The organism is Actinomadura sp. SCN-SB (assembly GCF_043906805.1).
GTDB lineage: Bacteria > Actinomycetota > Actinomycetes > Streptosporangiales > Streptosporangiaceae > Spirillospora.
Genome location: NZ_JBIMPP010000005.1, coordinates 49,603 through 71,315, shown reverse-complemented (window position 1 = coordinate 71,315; position 21,713 = coordinate 49,603). Strand labels below are relative to the sequence as shown.

The following is a 21,713-nucleotide window of genomic DNA, read 5'->3' as shown; positions in this document are numbered from 1 at the left end:
ATGGCTGACGAAGTCGACGTCGTGGTGATCGGGCTCGGGCCGGGGGGAGAGGAGGCCGCGGGGCGGCTCGCGGGGGCCGGGCTGGACGTGGTCGGCGTCGAGGACCGGCTGGTCGGCGGCGAATGCCCGTACTTCGCGTGCGTCCCGACCAAGATGATGGTGCGCGCCGCGGGCCTGCTGGCCGAGGGGCGGCGGATCCCCGGGACGGCCGGGGACGCGACCGTCCGCCCCGACTGGTCGCAGGTCGCCCGGCGGATCCGGGACGAGGCGACCAGCGGATGGGACGACCGGGCCGCCGCCGAACGGCTCACCGCGAGGGGCGTCACGCTCGTCCGCGGCCGCGGGCGGATCACCGCGCCGGGTGAGGTGAGGGTCGGGGACCGGACGTTCCGCGCGCGGCGCGGGCTGCTCATCAACGTCGGCACCGATCCCGCCGTGCCCGCGATCGACGGGCTGGAGGGCACCCCGTACTGGACGAACCGCGAGGCGGTGCGGGCCGAGCGGGTGCCGCGCTCGCTGGCGGTGCTCGGCGGCGGCGTGGTCGGCGTGGAGCTGGCGCAGGCGTTCGCGCGCTTCGGCAGCGAGGTCACGGTCCTGGAGGTGGCCGACCGGCTGCTGGGCACGGCGGAGCCCGAGGCGTCGGAGCTGGTCGCGAGGGTGTTCCGGAACGAGGGCATCGCCGTGCGGACGGGCGTCGCGGTCTCCGCCGTCCGGCACGGGAACGACGCGTTCACGCTCGACCTGGGCGGCGGCGAGACCCTGACCGCCGAGCGGCTGCTGGTCGCGGCCGGGCGCCGCAGCGACCTCAAGGGTCTCGGCGTGGCCGCGGTGGGACTGGACGAGAACGCCACGACGATCCCCGTTGACGGCAGCATGCGCGCGGCCGAGGGCGTATGGGCGATCGGGGACGTGACGGGCAAGGGCCACTTCACCCACATCTCGGCCTACCAGGGGGCCATCGCCGTCCGGTCGATCCTGAGGGAGAAGGGGCCGACGGCCGCGTACCGGGCCGTCCCGAGGGTCACGTTCACCGACCCGGAGATCGGCGCGGTCGGGCTGACCGAGGCGGAGGCGCGGGATCAGAACCTCTCCGTCCGCACCGGTGTCACGCCGCTGGAGCAATCGGCTCGCGGCTGGATCCACAAGGTGGGCAACGAAGGGTTCATCAAACTCGTGGAGGACGTGGAGTCGGGGGTTCTGGTGGGCGCGACCGTGGCGGGGCCGTCCGGGGGCGAGGTCTTGGGCGCGCTGTCGGTCGCCGTGCACGCCGAGGTCCCCACGGACGAGCTGCGCGGCATGATCTACGCCTATCCCACCTTTCACCGTGCGATCGAGGCGGCCCTGGCATATCTGGAGGAGTAGCCCGGGGGTGCACGCCCCTCCCGATGGGGCAGGATCGACCTATGAACCGGCTCAAGGACGCCACCAGCCCGTACCTGTTGCAGCACGCGGACAACCCGGTCGACTGGTGGGAGTGGTCGGACGAGGCGTTCGCCGAGGCGCGGCGCCGGAACGTGCCGATCCTGCTGTCCGTGGGGTACGCGGCCTGCCACTGGTGCCATGTCATGGCGCACGAGTCGTTCGAGGACGCGCGAACGGCCGGGCTGATGAACGAGCTGTACGTGAACATCAAGGTCGACCGGGAGGAGCGGCCCGACGTCGACGCGGTCTACATGGAGGCCACCCAGGCCATGACGGGGCAGGGCGGCTGGCCGATGACGGTGTTCATGACGCCGGAGGGCCATCCGTTCTACTGCGGCACCTACTTCCCCCGGCCCCAGTTCCAGGCGTTGCTCCAGGCCGTCCACAAGGCGTGGACGGAGCAGCGGGACGAGGTCGTGGACCAAGGGCAGAAGGTCGTGGCGGCGCTCACCTCGCGCGGCGGCATCGGAAGCGCCGAGGGCGTGGCGGACCAGGGGGCGCCGCGCGTGCCCGACTCCGGCGAGCTGGAGCAGGCCGTGCGGGTTCTCGCGCGCTCGTACGACGAGACGCGCGGTGGGTTCGGCCGGGCGCCCAAGTTCCCGCCGTCGATGGTGCTGGAGTTCCTGCTGCGGCATCACGCCCGTACAGGGGACGACCAGGCGCTTGCGATGGCCGGGCACACCCTTGAGGCCATGGCGCGTGGCGGCATGTACGACCAGCTCGGAGGCGGCTTCGCGCGCTACTCGGTGGACGACTCCTGGGTGGTGCCGCACTTCGAGAAGATGCTGTACGACAACGCGCTTCTCGCCCGTGTGTACGCGCATTGGTGGCGGCTCACCGGTTCGCCGTTCGCGCGCCGGATCGCCTTGGAGACGTGCGACTGGATGCTGCGCGACCTCCGCACGCCCGAGGGTGGCCTGGCCTCCGCCTTGGACGCCGACAGCGAGGGCGTGGAGGGCAAGTTCTACGTATGGACGCCCGGCCAGTTGCGCGAGGTGCTGGGCGAAGAGGACGGCGCCTACGCGGCCGAGCTGTTCAACGTGACCGGGCCGGGCACGTTCGAGCACGGCACCTCCGTGCTGCAACTGTTGCGGGATCCCGAGGACGAGGACCGGTACGAGCGTGTGCGCACGAGACTGTTCGCGGCGCGCGAGCAACGCGTCCCACCGGCCCGTGACGACAAGGTGGTGGCCGCTTGGAACGGGTTGGCCATCGCCGCCTTGGCCGAGTGCGGCGCGTTGATGGGCCGGGCCGACCTGGTGGCGGCGGCGACCGAGGTCGCGGCGCTCATCACACGGCTGCACATGACCGACGCCCGTCTCTTGCGGACGTCCCGGAACGGCGTGGCCGGGGCCAACGCGGGCGTCCTCGAAGACTATGCGGACGTGGCCGAGGGGCTGCTGGCCTTGCACGGTGTCACGGGCGACCCTGCGTACGTCGCTCAGGCAGGTGCGCTGCTCGACACGGTCTTGGACCGGTTCGGGGACGGCATGGGCGGTTTCTACGACACCGCCGACGACGCCGAACGACTCTTCCGCAGACCGCAGGATCCGACAGACAACGCGACCCCGTCCGGGCAGTTCGCCGCTGCGGGCGCGCTGCTGTCGTACGCGGCGCTGACCGGCTCCGAGCGGCACCGCGAGGCGGCGGGCGCCGCGCTGACCCCGGCAGGGCTGCTGGCGCGCGAGCACGCCCGGTTCGCAGGCTGGGGCCTGGCCGTGGCCGAGGCGCACGCCACCGGGCCGCTGGAGATCGCGGTGATCGGCGGCCGGGACGACGAGCGGACCCGTGTCCTGCACAGGACCGCGCTCATGGCGACGGCGCCCGGGGCGGTGGTGAGCATCGGTGAGCCCGGAGCGGACGGGGTTCCGCTGCTCCAAGGGCGAGGACTGGTGGACGGTGCCCCCGCGGCGTATGTATGCCGGGGCTTCACCTGCCGGCTTCCCGTGACGACACCGGCGGACCTGGGGCGTGAGCTGCGGGTTTGAACGGCTCGCACCGGGAAGGCCGGATTTATGGCAAGGTGACCTTGATCCTGGGCCGTCCTTGGTGTTACCACTGAGTAGCAAAGCCGGGCTGGCGGAGTGCATCCCTTATGCCTGGGATGGCCCCCGGAGGCGGGGGGTAGTCCAAGGGGGATCGACTGCGGCTCGGGACCGTAGTCTGGGCCCCGCCAGGCCGACCGCGAGGGAGTGTTGCCGTGCGCAAGCCGGACCGCCGGATGGCTCCGACGATCATCGGCGTTGCGGTGGTGACCACGCTGGCCGCCAACGGGGCCGTCCTGCTGGCCCAGAACCAGGCGAAACCCGAGGCGACGGCCCGCGCGGAGAACCCGAGGTTCGTCGCGGCCAACAGCACGATCTCCCCGGACGTGGTGGCGCCCCTGGGCAAGCGCATGGACCCGCACGTCCTGATCGCCGCGCCCGCCACGCTCCCGGTGAACGTGGTCGACCGGGTCCGCTCGGTCAAGGGCGTCGCGGGCGTCGAGGTCGTGGACGCCGTCCAGGCCGTCGTCGCGGGCAGGCGGGTGGGCGTGATGGGCGTCGACCCGTCCACGTTCCGCAACTACACCCCGAAGCCGACCGCGCAGTCCGACGCGCTGTGGCGCAACGTGGCCGCCGGGGACGTGGCGATCTCCTTCACCATGGGCAACGACGGCGGCGTACAGCTCGGCAGCCAGGTCCCGGTCGGCGGGAGGCGGAAGCAGACCCGGCTGCGCGTCGGCGCCTACGCCACGATGGGCATGGGCGACGTGGACGCGGTGGTCTCGCACGCCACGGCGCAGGAGCTGGGCATGCCGTCGGGGAACGCGATGCTGGTCAGCGTCCCGAAGGGCAAGTCCGCCGCCTACCTCAAGCGGTTCAAGAAGCTGCTGCCCAAGGGCGCCAAGGCGGTCGAGGTCAACCCCTCCATCGACTACCCCACGGCCGGGGAGGTGCCGACGGCGCGCGGCCAGGTGATGACGGCGGCCCAGGTGCGCACCGTCATCCGCGCCGCCTACAGCCGGCTCGGCTGGCCGTACGTGTGGGGCGGCGAGTCCGAGGCCGAGGGCGGCTACGACTGCTCCGGGCTGATGCAGTACGCGTTCGCCAGGGCCGGGATCAGGCTGCCCCGGGTGGCGGCGGACCAGGCACGGGCCGGCTGGGTGATCCCGTACAGCAAGGCGCGGCCCGGCGACATGCTGATCTGGGCCAACGACCCGACCGCGCCCGGCTACATCTCGCACATCGCGCTCTACATCGGCGACGGCAAGATGATCGCGGCGCCGCGCCGGGGCACGGTCGTCCAGGTCCAGAACGTCTACACGCGCAACATGAAGGGCGCCGTGCGGGTCAACCCGCGGCACGCCGCCACCATCGCGGGCTGACCGGGATTCACAGCGGGAGCCCGGCGTCCAGGAACGCCAGGTTCTCGTCCACCAGCGCGGGCAGGTCCAGGTTCCCGCCGCTGTCGAGCCAGGCGTACAGCGCCGACATCATCGCGCCGAGCACCGCCCAGGCGAACACCTGGACCCGCTGGTCGCCGGGGTCGTGTCCCGTCCGCTCCGCCGCCAGCTCGGCTATCGCCGCCTGCGTGCCGGTGCGCAGCTCCTCGAACAGGCGGCCGCGCAGCGCCGGCTCGTTCAGCATCAGCCGGGTCCGCCGCGTGATCGTCTCCCGCTCCTGCTCGTAGACGTAGGGGAAGATGTCCCGCAGGGCGGCGCGCAGCGCCTCGATCGGGGAGAGCTCCCGCGGCTGGTGACGGAACATCTCGATCAGGATCGGGTCGTACTCGTCCGTGATGACCACGTCTTCCTTGGTCGGGAAGTAGCGGAAGAACGTGCTCGGCGAGATCTCGGCCGCCGCGCAGATCTGCTCCACGGTGGTCGCGGCGTAGCCCTGCTCGGTGAAGAGCCGGAGGGCGTGGTCCTGGATCGCCTTCCGGGTCCGCAGTTTCTTGCGTTCGCGCAGGGGCAGCCGTCGCAGGTACTCGTCGTACCGCTCCAGCGACCGCTCAGGAAGCGACGTGCTCATGCTCCGATTGTCGGTCATCGGCGGACGGGGCCGCATGGGGTGGGAGGAAGGCCGCCACCAGCGCGGCCGCGATGAGGGCGACCGCCGCGCACGCCGCCAGCGCCACGTCCATGCCCTGGACGTAGGCGTCCCGGGCCGAGGCGAGGAGCGCGCCGTCGCCGAGCCGTTCGGCGACCGCGGCGGCGCCGCCGATCGAGTCCCGGGCGGTCTCGGCCGCCGCCGCGGGCAGGCCACCCGGGTCGATCCTGTCCCGGTAGACGGACGAGACGATGCTGCCGAGCCCGGCGATGCCCAGCGCGGCACCGGTCTGCCGCAGCGCCTGGACGAGCCCCGAGCCGCGTCCCGTGCGGTCGCCGGGCAGGCACGACAGCACGGTGTCCATCGCGGGGATCATGGCGAGCCCGACGCCCAGCCCGGCCACGGTCAGCCAGGCCGCGGTGAACCCGTAGCCGTCGCCGGTGCCGGTCGTCGCGCCCAGCCCGAACCCGGCGCCCAGCAGGACCAGCCCCGCCACCATGATCGGCTTGGTCCCGACGCGCCCGGCCAGCCGCTCGGTGACGATCCCGCCCGCCATCAGGCCGAGCAGCATCGGGATCAGCCGCACACCGGTGCCCAGCACGTCGTTGCCCTGCACGACCTGGAGGTACTGCGGCACCGTGAACAGCGCCCCCGCCATGATCACCGCGGAGAGGGTGCCGGCCGCCAGCGCCCACACGAACCGGCGGTCGCGGAACATCGCCACGTCCATGATGGGTTCGCGGGCCCGCCGCTCCCACAGGACGAACAGGGTCAGCAGCACCAGGCCCCCGCAGATCGCGCCGAGGGTCAGCGGGTCGGCCCAGCCCCGTACCGGGCCCTCGATCATCCCGTACACCAGCGCCACCAGGCCGGCCATCGACAGCGCCGAGCCGCCCAGGTCGATCCGGGGCGCGGCCGGGTCGCGGGACTCGGGCAGCAGCAGCGCGATGGCGATCCCGCCGAGCGCCACCACGGGCACGTTGATCAGGAAGATGGAGCCCCACCAGTAGTGCTCCAGCAGCCAGCCGCCCAGCAGCGGCCCCAGCGGCAGGCCCAGCGCCATCGACGCCGACCAGACCGCGATGGCGCGGGTGCGCTCCTCCGGCGGGAAGATCGTGGGCAGGATCGACATCGAGAGCGGCATCACGAGCGCGGCGCCGATGCCCATGCCCGCGCGGGCCGCGATCAGCGTGGCGGCGTCCCCGGCGAGCGCGCCGGCCAGGGAGGCGGCGCCGAACAGCGCCAGCCCGGCCAGCAGCAGGCGCTTGCGGCCGAACCTGTCTCCCAGGAGCCCGGCGGGCAGCAGCAGCGCCGCGAACACCAGCACGTAGGAGTCCACGATCCACTGCAGCTCGCTGGTGCTCGCGTCCAGATCCTCCGAGAGCGTGGCCAGCGCCACGTTCAGGATCGTCAGGTCGAAGCCCAGCGCGAGCAGCGCGACCGCGAGCGCCCCCAGGCCCCACCACCGCCGGGCGTCCGGTCCCCTCATGACGGTTACCTCCTCATGAGCTTCTCTATGAAATGAAAGTAACTGTCAAAAGATGGTGGATGTCAACTCCGGGAGTCGCTCGACCGGTGCGAGGGAACGCTGTAATTTTGATTACATGACTACGAGTGAAGCGGCCGAGGAGCTTCGCGGCTGGTTCTCCGGCCGGCTGCCGGAGGTCTGGTTCGAGGGGACGCCCGAGATCGTCGTCGACCGGGAGGAGGTCAGCGTCGTGGGCCGGCTGCCCGAGCCGGAGGCGGCGCGCGGCGTCGGCGAGAGCGAGCGGGCCGGGGTGCTGGCCGGCCACATCCAGCGCTTCCGCGAGGAGACGCGCGACCAGCGCATCGCCATCGCCCGCGAGGCCGAGCACAAGTTCGGCCACAAGGTCTCCTGGGGCGTGGAGTGCGGCGACCGCCGGGAGATGTTCACGACCCTGTCGGTGCCGGTGATGACCCGGCTGCGCCAGCCCGAGCGGCGCGTCCTCGACACCCTGGTGGAGGCCGGCGTCGCGCGCAGCCGCAGCGACGCGCTGGCCTGGTGCGTACGGCTGGTCGGCAAGAACACCGACGAGTGGCTGGGCCGGCTCCGCGAGGCCCTGGAGCACGTGGAGCGCGCCCGCGCCGCCGGTCCCGACGCCTGAGGACCCGCCGTCACCGTCCGTCCCGGTCGCCCCGGTCCTCGCTACCCTCCAGGTGACCGCGGAGTCGATGAGCTCCTGCGGTATATCCCGTAATGGCCGATACGGTGGGATATCTATCTCCGCCGGGTCATAATTGGGCGGCGTTTGTGTGCAGGGGTGATTGCGCGAAGGGAAGCCCGCATGGGGTTTCGGCGTGGTGACGAGGACCGGGGCGGACGGGGGGATTCCATGCGGGAGCAACGAGTCCGGAGGGCGGCGTCCGGCGGCGTGAGCAGGGTGGGCTCGGCGATCCGCCGCAGCGGCCCGTACGCCAGGATCCGCGACGCCGTCTACCGCCTGTACGAGCGGCGGGTGGAGTCGTCACTGCCCGCGACCGGCGTGATCCCGCGCCATGTCGGGGTGATCCTGGACGGCAACCGGCGCTGGGCACGCGCCATGGGGCTCGCCGACGTCAACGACGGCCACCAGCGCGGCGCCGACAAGATCTCCGACCTGCTGCAATGGAGCACCGAGGCCGGGGTCGAGGTGGTCACGCTCTGGCTGCTGTCCACCGACAACCTCAACCGGCCCGCCGCCGAGCTGGACCCGCTGCTGGAGATCATCGAGAACACCGTGCGCAAGCTCGCCGTCGAAGGCTGGCACGTCAAGCCGGTCGGCGCGCTGGACCTGCTGCCCGATAAGACCGCACGCGTCCTGAAAGACGCGGGTGAGGCCACATCTGACGCCCCTGGCCTGATTGTGAACGTCGCCGTTGGGTATGGGGGTAGGCGTGAGATCGCTGATGCGGTGCGCTCTCTGCTGCTCGAGCAGGCAGGCAAAGGCACCAGCATCGAGGAACTCGCCGAGATCCTCGATGTCGAGCACATCGCGGAGCATCTCTACACGCGCGGTCAGCCGGACCCTGACCTGGTCATCCGCACCTCGGGCGAGCAGCGGCTCTCCGGTTTCATGCTCTGGCAGAGCGCCCACTCGGAGTTCCACTTCTGCGAGGTCCACTGGCCGGACTTCCGCAAGGTCGACTTCCTGCGGGCGCTGCGCTCGTATGCCGCGCGGCACCGGCGCTTCGGTTCCTAAGGGCACGCGCCCGCCTCTCTCTGGGCGGCCGCACGCCACCGCTCCGGGCCGGGTCGCCGGCCACCGGGGGGCGGACCGGGGTGCCCTCGGCAGTTCCCCTCATTTCAGGGAGATCGAGTGGCCACAACCTCCGCGCGCCGTCCCGACGACTCCGGGATCCCCACCGGGACGACGGCCGTCGCCGGCCGGCGCACGTACGTCCTCGACACCAGCGTCCTGCTGGCCGACCCCGGAGCGATGACGCGCTTCGCCGAGCACGAGGTCGTACTTCCCATCGTCGTCATCTCCGAGCTGGAGGCCAAGCGGCACCATCCCGAGCTCGGCTACTTCGCCCGCCAGGCCCTGCGCACGCTGGACGACCTGCGTCTGGAGCACGGCCGGCTGGACGAGGCGCTGCCGCTGGGCGACCAGGGCGGGACGCTGCGGGTCGAGCTCAACCACTCCGACGCCAGCGTCCTGCCGGACGGGTTCAGGCTCGGCGACAACGACACCCGGATCCTGTCGGTGGCCGGCTGGCTGGCCCGCGAGGGCCGTGACGTCGTGCTGGTCTCCAAGGACCTGCCGATGCGGGTGAAGGCGTCGGCGGTGGGGCTCGCGGCCGAGGAGTACCGGGCCGAGCTGGCGGTGGTGGAGTCCGGCTGGACGGGCATGCGCGAGCTGGAGGTGCCCGGGGCACGCCTGGAGGCGCTGTACGAGACGGGGACGGCCGACCTGGAGGAGGCGCGGGAGCTGCCCTGCCACACCGGGCTGCGGCTGCTGTCGGAGCGCGGCTCGGCGCTCGGCCGGGTGCAGGCCGACAAGTCCGTCCGGCTGGTGCGCGGCGACCGCGAGGTGTTCGGCCTGCGCGGCCGCTCAGCCGAGCAGCGCGTCGCGCTGGACCTGCTGATGGACGAGGACGTCGGCATCGTCTCGCTGGGCGGGCGCGCCGGCACCGGCAAGTCGGCGCTGGCGCTGTGCGCGGGTCTGGAGGCGGTGCTGGAGCGCCGCCGCCACCGCAAGGTGGTGGTCTTCCGCCCGCTGTACGCGGTGGGCGGCCAGGAGCTCGGCTACCTGCCCGGTTCGGAGAACGACAAGATGTCGCCCTGGGCGCAGGCGGTCTACGACACCCTGTCCGCGGTGACCACGCCGGAGGTCATCGAGGAGGTTTTGGACCGTGGCATGTTGGAGGTCCTGCCCCTCACCCACATCCGGGGCCGCTCGCTGCACGACGCCTTCGTGATCGTCGACGAGGCGCAGTCGCTGGAACGCGGCGTGCTGCTGACCGTCCTGTCGCGGATCGGCGCGGGCTCGCGCGTGGTGCTCACCCATGACGTGGCGCAGCGCGACAACCTGCGGGTCGGACGGCACGACGGCGTGGTGGCGGTGGTGGAGAAGCTGAAGGGGCATCCGCTGTTCGCGCACGTCACGCTGACGCGCTCCGAACGGTCCCCGATCGCCGCCCTGGTGACCGACATGCTGGGGGATGTCGGGGTCTGACCGCCCGGACGCCATGCTCGGGCCCCGGTGGAGATCATCGGGGCCCGTCGCGCGCCGTCGCGGGCCGCTGTGACGATCACGTCCCGTGATCGCCGAATGGCGGCCTGTGTGCTTGTGATGAAGGTCACAGGCACCGGGGCGGGCATGCGGAATCGCAGCTCTGCTGGGCGTTTCGCGGCCCCGCCGGATGAGTTGACAACCGGCACATCCTTAGCTTTTGTCTCGTTCCGGTTGCGGAACATGCCTTGACCTCAGGCATTGTGTCTCCCCGTAAGCACCCCCAGAACACGGTGTGGGCCACATGCGTCACCCCTGTCACGACGGCGCGGCGGCCCGCCGGTGTTCCGGGTCCGGGCCGCCGGAGCTCCCGGTCTGGCCGCCGGACCGGGGGTGGAAGCAGTTCATGGGCGCGTCCATGCGCTCATGACCGTCGGAAGGACCGCCTTGTACGGAGACCGCCCCGGGTCCCCTAGGCGAGACGATCGACAGAGCTTTGCACCCCAGGATTCTCTGGGTCCCGCTTACGCACCCACGTACAACGAGGACGTCAAGGTCGCCGGTCCCCCCAACGGCGCCGCCTCCGGCGGCGGCGCGGGCGGCACGGCGGCCATGGAGGCCGTCCAGGGAGATTCCTGGACGCCCCGCATGGCCCTGGGCGCCGCGCAGCAGCCGCTCTACCTCAACCAGGACGGCCCGCGGGCCGACACCGCGCGGAGCGCCGTCCAGGCGCTGGCCGAGCTGGGCAACCCCGGACCGCTGGGCACCGCTCAGGCGAACGCCCCGTCCAGCACGAACGCCCCGTCCAGCACGTACGCGCCTCCTCCGATGGAGGCCCTGGACTTCATGGGCCCGCCCAGCCCTCCGAGCGACGACCCCTCCGCCGAGGGACGGCCGCCGTCGCGGTCCGGGGGCGGCAAAGGCGCCGGCCTCAAGATCGCGATCGTGGCCGCGGGGGCGGCCGTCGTGGTCGGCGGTGGCGCGGTCGCCGCGATGGCGATGACCGGCGGCGACGCGGACGGCACCGCCACCGTGGCCGCCCAGCGCCCCGGCACGGCCACGCCCACCGTCAACCCGTGGGTCGAGCAGCAGCAGCGCCGCAAACTCGCCTACGAGCGGGCCGTCAGGGCGGCGCGCCAGGCCCCCGCCCAGAGGCCGAAGCTGCTGCCCAGGGGCGAGCCCATCCCCACCAAGAAGCCCGAGCCCAGCGGCCCGCCGACCGCCGGCAACCCCGTCCCCGCCGGTGAGGCGCAGGCGATCGCCAAGGCGATGCTGCCCAGCTTCGGCATGGACCCCGACACCCAGTTCGGGTGCCTGGTGAAGCTGTGGAACAAGGAGAGCGGCTGGCGCGTCACCGCGTCCAACCCCTCGGGCGCCTACGGCATCCCGCAGGCCCTGCCCGGCTCCAAGATGGCCAGCGCGGGCGCCGACTGGCGCACCAGCGCCCGTACCCAGATCAAGTGGGGCCTCGGCTACATCAAGGACCGCTACGGCACCCCCTGCGCCGCCTGGCAACACTCCCAGTCGGTCGGCTGGTACTAGTCTCGTTCGCTCCAGCGGCCCGCGGCGTCCTGGACGCCGCGGGCCATGGCGAGGACGTCGAGGGCGGCGTCGAGCTGCTCCACGGTCAGCTTGCCCTCGGCCACGTAACCGCGTTCCAGGACGACCTCGCGGATCGTCTTGCGTTCGCTGAGGGCCTGCTTGGCGACCTTGGCGGCCTCCTCGTAGCCGATGTAGCGGTTCAGCGGGGTCACGATCGACGGTGAGGACTCGGCGTACTCGCGCAGCCGGTTCACGTCCGCCTCGATGCCCGCCACGCAACGGTCGGCCAGCAGCCGCGACACGCCGGCCAGCAGGCCGATCGACTCCAGCAGGTTGCGGGCCAGCATCGGCAGCGTCACGTTCAACTCGAAGCCGCCGGACGCGCCGCCGAACGCGATCGCGGCGTCGTTCCCGATGACCTGGGCCGCGACCTGGATGACCGCCTCGGGGATCACCGGGTTCACCTTGCCCGGCATGATCGACGAACCCGGTTGCAGGTCGGGCAGGCGGATCTCGGCGAGCCCGGTCCGCGGGCCCGAGCCCATCCAGCGCAGATCGTTGGCGATCTTGTTGAGGCCGACCGCGATGGTGCGCAGCGCCCCGGACGCCTCCACCAGGCCGTCCCGCGCGCCCTGGGCCTCGAAGTGGTCGCGCGCCTCGGTCAGCGGCAGCCCGGTCGCCCTGGCGATCTCCTCGATGACCCGGGGGGCGAAGCCGGGCGGGGTGTTGATGCCGGTGCCGACCGCCGTCCCGCCCAGGGGAAGCTCCGCCAGCCGCGGCAGGACGGCCTCCAGCCGCTCCACCCCGTACCGGACCTGCGCCGCGTACCCGCCGAACTCCTGGCCCAGTGTGACCGGCGTGGCGTCCATCAGGTGCGTGCGGCCCGACTTGACCACGGTGGCGAACTCGCGGGCCTTGGCGTCCAGCGTCTCCTCCAGATGCCGCAGCGCCGGGATCAGGTCGTGCACGACGGCGCCCGTCGCCGCGATGTGGATCGAGGACGGGAACACGTCGTTGGACGACTGCGAGGCGTTCACATGGTCGTTGGGATGCACCGGACGGCCCAGCCGCTCCTGCGCGAGGGTGGCGATCACCTCGTTGGCGTTCATGTTCGAGGACGTTCCGGAGCCGGTCTGGAACACGTCGATGGGGAACTGGTCGTTCCAGCGCCCCGCCGCGACCTCCAGGGCGGCCTCGGCGATGGCCTCCGCGAGGTCGCCGTCGAGCACGCCCAGCTCGGCGTTCACCTTCGCGGCGGCCGCCTTGACCTGTCCGAGCGCGGCGATGTGCGCCGGCTCCAGGCCGCGTCCCGAGATCGGGAAGTTCTCCACCGCGCGCTGCGTCTGCGCGCGCCACTTCGCCGCCGCCGGAACCCGCACCTCGCCCATGGAGTCGTGCTCGACGCGGAACCCGTCCTCCGTCATGATCGCCACCTCCGTCTCGGAACCACCCCTCCTGTCAAGGGCAGCCTTGAGAAGGCCACGGTCATTCCCGCCACGCGGTGGTGGATGCCCGCGCGGCGTTCAGCCTCCGGGGGTGCTGGGCTGGACGGTGTAGGACTTGCGCTCGCCGGGCGATCCACCCGGCTGCCGCGCCCCGTTCACCCAGACCTCGCAGGCCGCAGCGTCGTACACCACCGCGTTGAGGTGGGGCTGGTCGTACTGCCGGGCGTCGCCCATCGCCAGCGTCTCGTCGGAGACCACGTTGATCGTCGGCCCCGGCACCGAGACGAAGATCTTGCAGGGGCCGGTGCGCGCCATCACCACCAGCGTGCTCGTCCCCACGCCCGCGGGCGGCGACGTGCCCGCCTGCGGCCCGGAGGCCGAGGCGACGGGGGACGGGGCGGGGCTCTCCCGCATCATCCCGACGACCAGCGCCGTCGTGGCGATCGCCAGCACCAGCACCACGGCGGCGACCAGCGCGATCGCCGTGATCATCTGGTGCCGGGGGGTGGGCGGGCGACGGCGCCCGGCGCGCGGCCCGGTCAGGGCGCGTTCCAGCCGGTCGGCGGCGCGGGCGTGGCCGAGCCGCCGGGTGGGGTTCTTCTCCAGCAGCCCCGTCACCACCGGCGTCAGCGCCCCGGCGTTCTGCGGGTACGGCGGCGACTCGTTGGCCAGCGCGCTCAGCGTGGCCATCACGTTCTCCCGCTCGAACGGCGGGCGTCCCTCCAGCGCCGCGTACAGGGTGGCGCCCAGGGACCACAGGTCGGAGCGCGGCGTGGCCTTCTCACCGGCCGCGACCTCGGGCGCCACGTACGCGGGCGACCCCATGAAGTGGCCCGACTTGGTGAGGCTCGGCGACCCCGAGGAGAAGGCCAGCCCGAAGTCGGTGAGCACGACCCGGTCGCCGTCCAGCAGCACGTTGCTGGGCTTGAGGTCGCGGTGCACGATCCCGGCCTTGTGCGCGATGCCGAGGGCGTCCAGTAACTGGCGGCCGATCTCGCCCACCCGCTCGGGCGGCAGCGGGCCGTCCCGCTCGATCAGCTGCTCCAGGTTGGGCGCCTCGATCAGCTCCATCACGATCCAGGGCCTGCCCTGCTCGATCACCACGTCGTAGACCTCGACGATCGAGGGGGTGCGCAGCTGCGCCGGCGCGCGCGCCTCACGGAGCGTGCGCCGGTAGAAGACGACCCGGTCGTCCTCGGAGAGGTCATCGGGGAGCCGCAGCTCCTTGATCGCTACAGCGCGATCGAGGAGGTCGTCATGCCCTCTCCACACGATGCCGTTGGCGCCCTGACCTATTTCCGAGTCCAGCCGGTAGCGCGTCGCTAGTACGAGGCGCTCTGACTGAGACATGGCCGAAAAGATACCGGAGTGGCCATGCGGTCACCCGGGAGACTTAGGGATGGATTTGGATATTGCTCTAATTCGGTGAGATCGCTCGGTTCGGCGGGCCCCGCCGCTGGTCGTCCCATCGCCGTCAGCGCCTGCCGATGGTCAGGACGGGGCCGGTGGTGTCGGCGAAGAAGTCCCCGCCCTTGTCGTCCACGACGATGAACGCGGGGAAGTCCTCGACCTCGATCTTCCAGACCGCCTCCATCCCCAGCTCGGGGTATTCCAGCACCTCGACCTTCTTGATGCAGTCCTGCGCGAGCCGCGCCGCCGGACCGCCGATCGAGCCGAGGTAGAAGCCGCCGTGCGCCTTGCACGCCTCGGTCACCTGCTTGGAGCGGTTGCCCTTCGCCAGCATCACCAGCGAGCCGCCCGCCGCCTGGAACTGCTCGACGTAGGAGTCCATCCGTCCCGCCGTCGTCGGGCCGAACGACCCCGACGCGTACCCTTCGGGGGTCTTGGCCGGTCCCGCGTAGTAGACGGCGTGGTCGCGCATGTACTGAGGCATGGGCTCGCCCGCGTCCAGCCGCTCCTTGATCTTGGCGTGCGCGATGTCGCGCGCCACCACCAGCGGCCCGGTCAGCGACAGCCGCGTCTTCACCGGGTAGCGGGTCAGCTCGGCCCGGATCTCGTCCATCGGGCGGTTCAGGTCGATCCGGACGACGTCGCCGTCCAGCTCGTCGTCGGTGGTCTCCGGCAGGTACTTCGCGGGATCGGTCTCCAGCCGTTCCAGGAACACGCCCTCGGCGGTGATCTTCGCCAGGGCCTGCCGGTCCGCGCTGCACGACACCGCGATCGCCACCGGGCAGGACGCGCCGTGCCTGGGCAGCCGGATCACCCGCACGTCGTGGCAGAAGTACTTGCCGCCGAACTGCGCCCCGATGCCCAGCCGCTGGGTCAGCTCGAACACCTCCCGCTCCAGGTCCAGGTCGCGGAACCCGTGGCCGAGCGGCGACCCGTCCTTGGGCAGCGAGTCCAGATAGTGGGCGGAGGCGTACTTCGCGGTCTTCAGGGCGTACTCGGCGGACGTGCCGCCCACCACGATCGCCAGGTGGTAGGGCGGGCACGCGGCGGTGCCCAGCGAGCGGATCTTCTCTTCCAGGAACGCCAGCATCCGCTTCGGGTTCAGGACGGCCTTGGTCTCCTGGTACAGGAACGACTTGTTGGCGCTGCCGCCGCCCTTGGCCATGAACAGGAACTTGTAGGCGTCACCCGGCGCCGCGTACAGCTCGATCTGCGCGGGCAGGTTGTTGCCGGTGTTCTTCTCGTCCCACATCGTGAGCGGCGCCATCTGCGAGTAGCGCAGGTTCAGCTTGGTGTAGGCGTCGTACACGCCGCGCGACAGGTGCTCCTCGTCCCGCCCGTCGGTCATGACGTGCTGGCCGCGCTTGCCCATGATGATCGCCGTGCCGGTGTCCTGGCACATCGGCAGCACGCCGCCGGACGCGATCCCCGCGTTCTTCAGCAGGTCCAGCGCCACGAACCGGTCGTTGGGCGACGCCTCCGGATCGTCCAGGATCCTGCGGAGCTGCGCCAGGTGCGCGGGGCGCAGCAGGTGGGAGATGTCGCGCATCGCGGTCTCGGTGAGCAGCCGCAGCGCCTCCGGCTCCACCTGGAGGAACGTCCGCCCGCCCGCCTCGAACGTGGTCACGCCGTCGGACGTGAGCAGCCGGTACTCGGTGTCGTCGGGGCCGAGGGGGAGCAGGTCGGTGTAAGAGAACTCAGGCATCGAAGATCCTCGCGGGTGCGAACGGGGCGACTCAGTTTATATTTGGCGGCTCACCCGGCGTCGGACGCGGGTCGCCCCATCGGCCGCCCCCGCCTTCGGACGCGGTCGCGATGCGCGCGGGGCCGCAGGCCGGCGACGACCCCGGCGGCGACCAGGGCGGCACCGGCCAGATCCGCCGGGGCCGGGCTGCCCAGGCCCAGCGCGACCGTGGTGATCACGGCGCTGATGGGGACGACGCCGGCGAACAGGCCGGCCCGGTCGGCGCCCAGCCTGCCCAGCGCGTCGTACCAGAGGAGGAACGCCCCGGTCGTCACGACCACCGACAGGTAGGCCAGGCCCGCCAGCTCCGCGCCGGTCGGGACGCGCAGCACCGCCCGGCCGTCCGCCACCAGCCCGGCGACCAGGAGCATGGGCGCGGCCAGCGCCGACGACCACGCCGACACCCGTAACGGGCCCAGCTTCGGCAGCAGCGGGACGGCCATCAGCGAGAAGCACACCTCGCCGCCCAGCGCGCCGAGCGCCGGCAGCAGGCCGCGCACCGTACCGCTGCCCAGGCCGTTGGCCAGCGCCGCCCCGGCCGTCACCACGCACGCCGCCAGGACCACGGGCGGGGCGGGACGGCGACGCTCCAGCAGCGGCCCGACCAGGGCGAGCGCGACGGGCACGGTGGCGATCACGGTGCCGATGGTGGCCGGGCTGGTGTCCTCGGTCGCGGCGACGATGCAGACGTTGAACGCGGCCAGGCCCGTCGCCGCCAGCGCCGCCAGCAGCGCCAGGTCCCGGAGGGACGGGCGCGGCGGTACGGGCGCGGCACCGGGCCGCCGGTCGATGAGCGCGATGACGGCGAACAAGATCGCGGCCGCCACCGCGTAACGCAGCGCCTGGCCGCCGAAGACGGGATAGGCGGAGATCATCGCGGAGATGGCGGTCAGCGTGCCGACCGCGAACATCGCCGTGCCCGCGCCGATCATTCCCCTGCCGGTGCCGGTGTCCATGATCGGGACGCTAGAAGCGGCGTGGCCTCCACCACAGAACCAATCAAACTCCGACATTCAGGTCCAATTTCACGGTGTGTGACATCATCGGGCCCTCCTGACGCTGAACATGGTGTGACCGACCTTCATCTCCCCCTCGACCGCTCCGCCGGTCGGCTCGCCGCCCAGATCGCCGCCGGGCTGCGCGGCGGCATCCGCTCCGGCCGGCTCACCGCCGGGACCAGGCTCCCCTCCAGCCGCGACCTGGCACGCGATCTGGAGGTCTCCCGCGGTGTCGTGGTCACCGCGTACGAGCAGCTCATCGCCGAAGGCTTCCTGGTCGCCCGGCGCGGCGACGGCACCCGGGTGGCCGCGCTGGCGCGCCCCGACGTTCGCCCGCGCGAATCCGCGGGCGCCGTCACCACGGTGCCCGCGACGGTGACGCCCGGCGCCGGCCGCCCGAGATGGACCCACGCGAAGACGGGCGACGCCGTACCGGCCCCCTTCGGCCAGGCGGCGCGGACGGTTTCCACCAACGGCAAGGCCGCGACCCGGCCCGCCCCGCCCGGCGAACCGCCGAGCGGCATGGACCGGGGCGCCTTCCCCTTCGACCTCTGGCCCGGCACGCCCGACCTGGGCGCGTTCCCGCGCGAACGGTGGGCCGCCGCCGTGCGCGCGGCGCTGCGCCAGATCCCCAACGACGAGCTCGCCTATCCCGACTGCGGCGGCGTCCCCGCGGTACGCGCCGAGCTGGCCGCCTACCTCGGCCGGGTGCGCGCCGCCAACACCGGCCTCGGCCAGGTCGTGATCATGAGTGGGGTGGCGCACGGGGTGTCCAGCGCCGTCCGCGCCCTCCAGGCGGCCGGTCACCGGACGCTGGCCCTGGAGGACCCCACCAGCGTCCGTCAGCTCCCGATGCTGGAGTCCACCGGCATCCGGCTGGTCCGCGTCCCGGTCGACCGGCACGGCATCGACGTCGACGCGCTCGCCCGTACCGGCGCGCGCGCCGTCCTGGTCACGCCCGCGCACCAGTACCCGACCGGCGTCGTGCTCTCCCCGGAACGCCGCGCCCAGCTCATCGCCTGGGCCCGCGAGGTCGACGGGCTGGTCATCGAGGACGACTACGACGCCGAGTTCCGGTACGACCGCGAGCCCGTGGGCTGCCTGCAAGGCGTCGATCCCGAACGGGTCATCCTCCTCGGCTCCGTCAGCAAGGCCCTCGCCCCCGCCCTGCGCCTGGGCTGGGCCGTGGCGCCCCCGCGCATAGCCGAGGAACTGCGCACGTTCCGCGCGCACACGGACTTGGGCGCCCCCGTCCTGGAGCAGCACGCGCTCGCCCAGCTCATCAAGAGCGGCGCCTACGACCGGCATCTGCGGACGATGCGCCGCCAGTACCGCACACGGCGCGACGTCCTTGTCGGAGCCCTCCACACCCACATGCCCGACGCCGTCGTACGAGGCGTCTCCGCAGGCATCCATCTGTACGTGGAACTGCCCAAGGGCTGCGACGAGGACGAAGTCGTCGCCGCGGCCTCCCAGCGCGGGGTGGCGGTCGCCGGGGCCCGTCCCATGTGGTCCCCAGAACGCGCGCAAGAGGCCGCACCCGCGTTGGTCCTGGGGTACGCGAGACTGAGTGAGAGCAGGCTGACCAGAGCGGCGGAACTTCTTAGCCAAGTGATTAACCGACGCCCCGTCGGGTAGTTAGCCGGTCCCGGTGAAGGAGGGACGGATGAGCCTAGACGAGGCCGCTCGCCAGTTGAAACTGGCGGTCCACGACGCCCAGGTCGCCTTCGACTGCGTCGGACTGGGTGACCTAGAACGAGCCCAGGAACACGTGCTCACCGCCAGAGCGGCGACGGACGCGGCCATGACCGCCGTGGCCCACTCCCTCAAGCACCTGACCCCCGAACAGGCCCGTGCCCAAGGCGAGCACGCCGTCATGGCCCTTGAGGATGCGCCGCCTAGTCGATGAGCCGGCGGCGCATCCCCCTCACCGCGATGACCCACATGAGCGCGGCGAACACCAGAACGACTCCCAGATGAACTAGGTCGGCCAGGGGCTCCAACCCGAAGACCGCGTGCCGGATCAGCTCCACGGCGTGGTAGAGGGGGTTGATCCGTGACGCGGTCTGCGCCCATTGCGGCAGCGAGTCGATCGGGAAGAAGGTGCCGGCGATCAGGAACAGCGGGGTCACCACGCCGGTGATCACGTAGTCGAAGGAGTTGATCGACGGCACCACCGAGGACGTCCACACCCCGAACAGGCCGAAGCCCAGCGCCGCGCAGAACACGATGAACGGGACCAGCAGCATCCCGAACGACGGGTCGAGACCGAAGAACAGCGCCACGATGATCGGGGTGCACGAGTACACCGCCGACTTGGCCGCGATCCACAGCGCCTCGCCCGTCACCAGCTCGTGCACGTCCACCGGCGCCGCCAGCATCGCGTCGTAGGTGTGCTGGAACACCCGCCGGATGTAGCCGTTGAACATCCCCGGGAACACCGAGGTGAACAGGGCCGCGACCCCCACCACCCCGGTGGCCACGAAATCGAGGTAGCGGTAGTCGCCGACCACGGCCACCATCGACCCGAAGCCGTACCCGAACGCCAGCAGGAAGAAGGTCGGCTCCACCATCGAGGCGAACGACTGCGACCCCCAGTAGCGCTTGAACAGCGCCAGCTCATGCCGCCAGATGCCCCGCACCGGCGCCATCTCGAACCGCCGCAGCGGCTGCGTCCGCGCCTGCGTCCGCGTCGTCATTCCACCCGCTCGCCGGTGAGCACCACGAACACGTCCTCCAGGTTGGAGGCCCGCCGCACGCCGTCCGGGCCGAGCTCGTCGTCCAGGGACGGCGGGATCGTCTCGGCCTTGAGCACCGACACCGACGGCCCGGTGCGGCGCGTCGGCAGCCCCGCCGCCCGCGCCATCCGCTCGACCTCCTCCAGCCGGTCCGGCGGGCCGTGGTGCTCCACCACCCGCGCCCCGGCGTACTTCTCGACCAGCCGGGACGGGGCGCCGCGCGCGATCACCCTGCCGTGCGACATCAGCGCGCACTCGTCCGCCAGCCGCTCGGCCTCCTCGATGTAGTGCGTGGACATCAGCACCGTCGTCCCGTTCGCGCGCAGCCCGTCGATGAGGCCCCACAGCTCGGCCCGCACCTGCGGGTCCAGGCCCACGGTGGGCTCGTCCAGGAGCACCAGCGCGGGACGGTGCACCAGCCCCCGCGCGATCAGCAGCCTGCGCCGCATCCCGCCGGACAGGTCGTCGACCTTGGTGCGCTGCCGCGCCGTGAGATGGGCCAGCTCCAGGGCGTCGTCGACCGCCGCCCGCCGCCGCGACCGCGGCACCCGATACAGATGCGCGAAGACCTCAAGGTTCTCCCGGGCGGTCAGCTCCTCGTCGAGGTTGTCCTGCTGCGGCACGACCCCCATGGCCGCCCGCGCCCGCTTGGACTCCCTGGGCACCTCGAACCCCAGCACCTGGATGGACCCCGACGTCGGGATCGCCTGCGCCGTGAGCAGCTTCATCGTCGTGGACTTGCCCGCTCCGTTCGGCCCGAGAAGCCCCAGGCACGTCCCCGCGGGAACGTCGAGATCAAGCCCGTCGACCGCCGTGAAGTCCCCGAATCGCTTGACCACGCCGCGAAGGCTGATGGCGGGTGGGGCGGCGGTCCCCCCCTCAATCACGATCTCGTGACGCTGAACCGACATGCCCGCCACAGTATGCGGCGGACCGGACGAATCCCCACAGGTTTTCCGCCGGTGCGCCCGCTACCCTGGAACGGTGGACACGCCCATCCGTCGGCCCGCCGAACGGGCGCCCCGCGTCCGCGACCTCCGCGCCTCCGACGCCGACCGCGAGCGCGTCGTCAAGGTGCTCGGCGAGGCCCTCGCCGACGGCCGGATCACCATGGAGGAGCACTCCGAGCGCACCTCCCACGCCTACGCCGCCCGCACCCTGGGCGAGCTGACCGGCCTCACCGCGGACCTCAGCCCCCAGGAGGCCCAGCCCATCCTGGTCGACGACCGCCCGATCTCGGCCTTCTTCGGCCGCATGCGCCGCGAAGGCCGCTGGGTCGTCCCCGTCAAGGTCCCCCTCCTCGCCCTGTTCGGAACGGTCGAGCTCGATCTGCGCCAGGCGGTCCTCCAGCGCCGCCACATCGTCCTCGACTCCCTGATCATCGGCGGCCGCCTCCGCATCCTCGTCCCCGACGGCGTCCAAGTGAACGTGACGGGCCGCACCATCCTCAGCACCCGCGAGGTACGCACCCGCCCCACCCCCGACGGCCCCACCATCGAGGTCGGAGGAACCCTCGTCTTCGGCTCCGTCAAAGCCAAGGCCCCCAAACGAACCCTCCGAGAACGAATGAAAAACCGCCTACGCCGCTAGAGACGCCCCCAATACCCGGGGGTGCAGGGGGCGGAGCCCCCTGCCGGGGTCGTAGGGGCGGAGCCCCTACACCGGGGTCGGCGGTCACCGCGGCGAGCCGCCAGGCGAGCGGCGGGGGCC

18 protein-coding genes are annotated in these 21,713 nt (G+C 72.0%); 10 read left to right on the top strand and 8 right to left on the bottom strand.

Features of this window, described 5'->3' with window-relative positions; all coding sequences use genetic code 11:
• The 3 genes from ACGWYJ_RS04885 (at position 1) to ACGWYJ_RS04875 (ending at position 4,789) form a co-directional block, all read left to right on the top strand.
• Positions 1–1,362 (top strand): dihydrolipoyl dehydrogenase family protein, encoded by a 1,362-nt coding sequence (locus ACGWYJ_RS04885; protein ID WP_395104352.1) that lies wholly within the window; start codon positions 1–3, stop codon positions 1,360–1,362.
• 41 nt (positions 1,363–1,403) lie between these two features.
• Entirely contained in the window at positions 1,404–3,410 is a 2,007-nt protein-coding gene (locus tag ACGWYJ_RS04880; protein WP_285695640.1) for a thioredoxin domain-containing protein, read from the top strand.
• 212 nt (positions 3,411–3,622) lie between these two features.
• The gene (locus tag ACGWYJ_RS04875; protein ID WP_285695641.1) at positions 3,623–4,789 is read left to right on the top strand and encodes a C40 family peptidase; all 1,167 of its coding nucleotides are present in this window, start codon (positions 3,623–3,625) and stop codon (positions 4,787–4,789) included.
• A 7-nt stretch (positions 4,790–4,796) separates the two neighbouring features.
• Here the strand turns inward: ACGWYJ_RS04875 and ACGWYJ_RS04870 are convergent, their stop codons facing one another.
• Together ACGWYJ_RS04870 and ACGWYJ_RS04865 are read right to left on the bottom strand one after the other, a co-directional pair.
• A complete protein-coding gene (locus tag ACGWYJ_RS04870; RefSeq protein ID WP_285695642.1) occupies positions 4,797–5,435 on the bottom strand; it encodes a TetR family transcriptional regulator in 639 nt (212 codons plus the stop codon).
• Positions 5,416–6,942 (bottom strand): MFS transporter, encoded by a 1,527-nt coding sequence (locus tag ACGWYJ_RS04865; RefSeq protein WP_395104350.1) that lies wholly within the window; start codon positions 6,940–6,942, stop codon positions 5,416–5,418. Before ACGWYJ_RS04865 ends, ACGWYJ_RS04870 begins: the two co-directional genes overlap by 20 nt.
• Positions 6,943–7,057: 115 nt before the next feature.
• Here ACGWYJ_RS04865 and ACGWYJ_RS04860 point away from each other — a divergent pair, with 115 nt between their 5' ends.
• The 4 genes from ACGWYJ_RS04860 (at position 7,058) to ACGWYJ_RS04845 (ending at position 11,668) form a co-directional block, all read left to right on the top strand.
• On the top strand, positions 7,058–7,579 hold the full coding sequence (locus ACGWYJ_RS04860; RefSeq protein WP_285695644.1) for a hypothetical protein: 522 nt from the start codon (positions 7,058–7,060) through the stop codon (positions 7,577–7,579).
• Positions 7,580–7,807: 228 nt separating this feature from the next.
• Positions 7,808–8,653 (top strand): isoprenyl transferase, encoded by an 846-nt coding sequence (locus ACGWYJ_RS04855; RefSeq protein ID WP_395104348.1) that lies wholly within the window; start codon positions 7,808–7,810, stop codon positions 8,651–8,653.
• Positions 8,654–8,809: 156 nt separating this feature from the next.
• Positions 8,810–10,129, top strand: a complete 1,320-nt coding sequence (locus tag ACGWYJ_RS04850) for a PhoH family protein (protein WP_395104461.1) — start codon at positions 8,810–8,812, stop codon at positions 10,127–10,129.
• A gap of 609 nt (positions 10,130–10,738) precedes the next feature.
• Positions 10,739–11,668, top strand: a complete 930-nt coding sequence (locus ACGWYJ_RS04845) for a lytic transglycosylase domain-containing protein (protein WP_395104347.1) — start codon at positions 10,739–10,741, stop codon at positions 11,666–11,668.
• Here the strand turns inward: ACGWYJ_RS04845 and ACGWYJ_RS04840 are convergent.
• From ACGWYJ_RS04840 to ACGWYJ_RS04825, 4 genes are all read right to left on the bottom strand, one after another.
• A complete protein-coding gene (locus ACGWYJ_RS04840) occupies positions 11,665–13,092 on the bottom strand; it encodes a class II fumarate hydratase (protein WP_395104345.1) in 1,428 nt (475 codons plus the stop codon). The genes ACGWYJ_RS04845 and ACGWYJ_RS04840 overlap by 4 nt on opposite strands.
• A 99-nt stretch (positions 13,093–13,191) precedes the next feature.
• A complete protein-coding gene (locus tag ACGWYJ_RS04835) occupies positions 13,192–14,463 on the bottom strand; it encodes a serine/threonine-protein kinase (protein WP_395104343.1) in 1,272 nt (423 codons plus the stop codon).
• Between the two features lie 124 nt (positions 14,464–14,587).
• Complete coding sequence (locus tag ACGWYJ_RS04830) at positions 14,588–16,228, bottom strand: fumarate hydratase (protein WP_395104342.1); 1,641 nt, start codon at positions 16,226–16,228, stop codon at positions 14,588–14,590.
• A 50-nt stretch (positions 16,229–16,278) separates the two neighbouring features.
• Positions 16,279–17,223: a DMT family transporter gene (locus ACGWYJ_RS04825; protein ID WP_395104340.1), complete on the bottom strand. Its 945-nt coding sequence runs from the start codon at positions 17,221–17,223 to the stop codon at positions 16,279–16,281.
• Between the two features lie 114 nt (positions 17,224–17,337).
• Here ACGWYJ_RS04825 and ACGWYJ_RS04820 point away from each other — a divergent pair, with 114 nt between their 5' ends.
• Entirely contained in the window at positions 17,338–18,903 is a 1,566-nt protein-coding gene (locus tag ACGWYJ_RS04820) for a PLP-dependent aminotransferase family protein (protein WP_395104339.1), read from the top strand.
• 28 nt (positions 18,904–18,931) lie between these two features.
• Complete coding sequence (locus ACGWYJ_RS04815; protein ID WP_395104338.1) at positions 18,932–19,174, top strand: hypothetical protein; 243 nt, start codon at positions 18,932–18,934, stop codon at positions 19,172–19,174.
• Here the strand turns inward: ACGWYJ_RS04815 and ACGWYJ_RS04810 are convergent.
• A complete protein-coding gene (locus tag ACGWYJ_RS04810) occupies positions 19,164–19,964 on the bottom strand; it encodes an ABC transporter permease (RefSeq protein WP_395104337.1) in 801 nt (266 codons plus the stop codon). The two genes, ACGWYJ_RS04815 and ACGWYJ_RS04810, sit on opposite strands and share 11 nt — an antisense overlap.
• Entirely contained in the window at positions 19,961–20,842 is an 882-nt protein-coding gene (locus ACGWYJ_RS04805; protein WP_395104336.1) for an ABC transporter ATP-binding protein, read from the bottom strand. The genes ACGWYJ_RS04810 and ACGWYJ_RS04805 overlap by 4 nt, the downstream gene beginning before the upstream one ends.
• A gap of 145 nt (positions 20,843–20,987) precedes the next feature.
• On the opposite strand from ACGWYJ_RS04805, the gene ACGWYJ_RS04800 reads away from it, so the two are divergent.
• Positions 20,988–21,593, top strand: coding sequence for a DUF1707 domain-containing protein (locus ACGWYJ_RS04800; RefSeq protein WP_395104335.1), 606 nt, complete (start codon positions 20,988–20,990; stop codon positions 21,591–21,593).
• Positions 21,594–21,713 lie beyond the last annotated feature (120 nt).

Coding starts and splice junctions, on each gene's coding strand:
- ACGWYJ_RS04830 (WP_395104342.1), bottom strand. CDS start 16,228: ATGCCTGAGTTCTCTTACACCGACCTGCTCCCCCTCGGCCCCGACGAC.
- ACGWYJ_RS04815 (WP_395104338.1), top strand. CDS start 18,932: ATGAGCCTAGACGAGGCCGCTCGCCAGTTGAAACTGGCGGTCCACGAC.
- ACGWYJ_RS04855 (WP_395104348.1), top strand. CDS start 7,808: ATGCGGGAGCAACGAGTCCGGAGGGCGGCGTCCGGCGGCGTGAGCAGG.
- ACGWYJ_RS04880 (WP_285695640.1), top strand. CDS start 1,404: ATGAACCGGCTCAAGGACGCCACCAGCCCGTACCTGTTGCAGCACGCG.
- ACGWYJ_RS04885 (WP_395104352.1), top strand. CDS start 1: ATGGCTGACGAAGTCGACGTCGTGGTGATCGGGCTCGGGCCGGGGGGA.
- ACGWYJ_RS04825 (WP_395104340.1), bottom strand. CDS start 17,223: ATGGACACCGGCACCGGCAGGGGAATGATCGGCGCGGGCACGGCGATG.
- ACGWYJ_RS04835 (WP_395104343.1), bottom strand. CDS start 14,463: ATGTCTCAGTCAGAGCGCCTCGTACTAGCGACGCGCTACCGGCTGGAC.
- ACGWYJ_RS04860 (WP_285695644.1), top strand. CDS start 7,058: ATGACTACGAGTGAAGCGGCCGAGGAGCTTCGCGGCTGGTTCTCCGGC.
- ACGWYJ_RS04810 (WP_395104337.1), bottom strand. CDS start 19,964: ATGACGACGCGGACGCAGGCGCGGACGCAGCCGCTGCGGCGGTTCGAG.
- ACGWYJ_RS04870 (WP_285695642.1), bottom strand. CDS start 5,435: ATGAGCACGTCGCTTCCTGAGCGGTCGCTGGAGCGGTACGACGAGTAC.
- ACGWYJ_RS04865 (WP_395104350.1), bottom strand. CDS start 6,942: ATGAGGGGACCGGACGCCCGGCGGTGGTGGGGCCTGGGGGCGCTCGCG.
- ACGWYJ_RS04845 (WP_395104347.1), top strand. CDS start 10,739: ATGGAGGCCGTCCAGGGAGATTCCTGGACGCCCCGCATGGCCCTGGGC.
- ACGWYJ_RS04840 (WP_395104345.1), bottom strand. CDS start 13,092: ATGACGGAGGACGGGTTCCGCGTCGAGCACGACTCCATGGGCGAGGTG.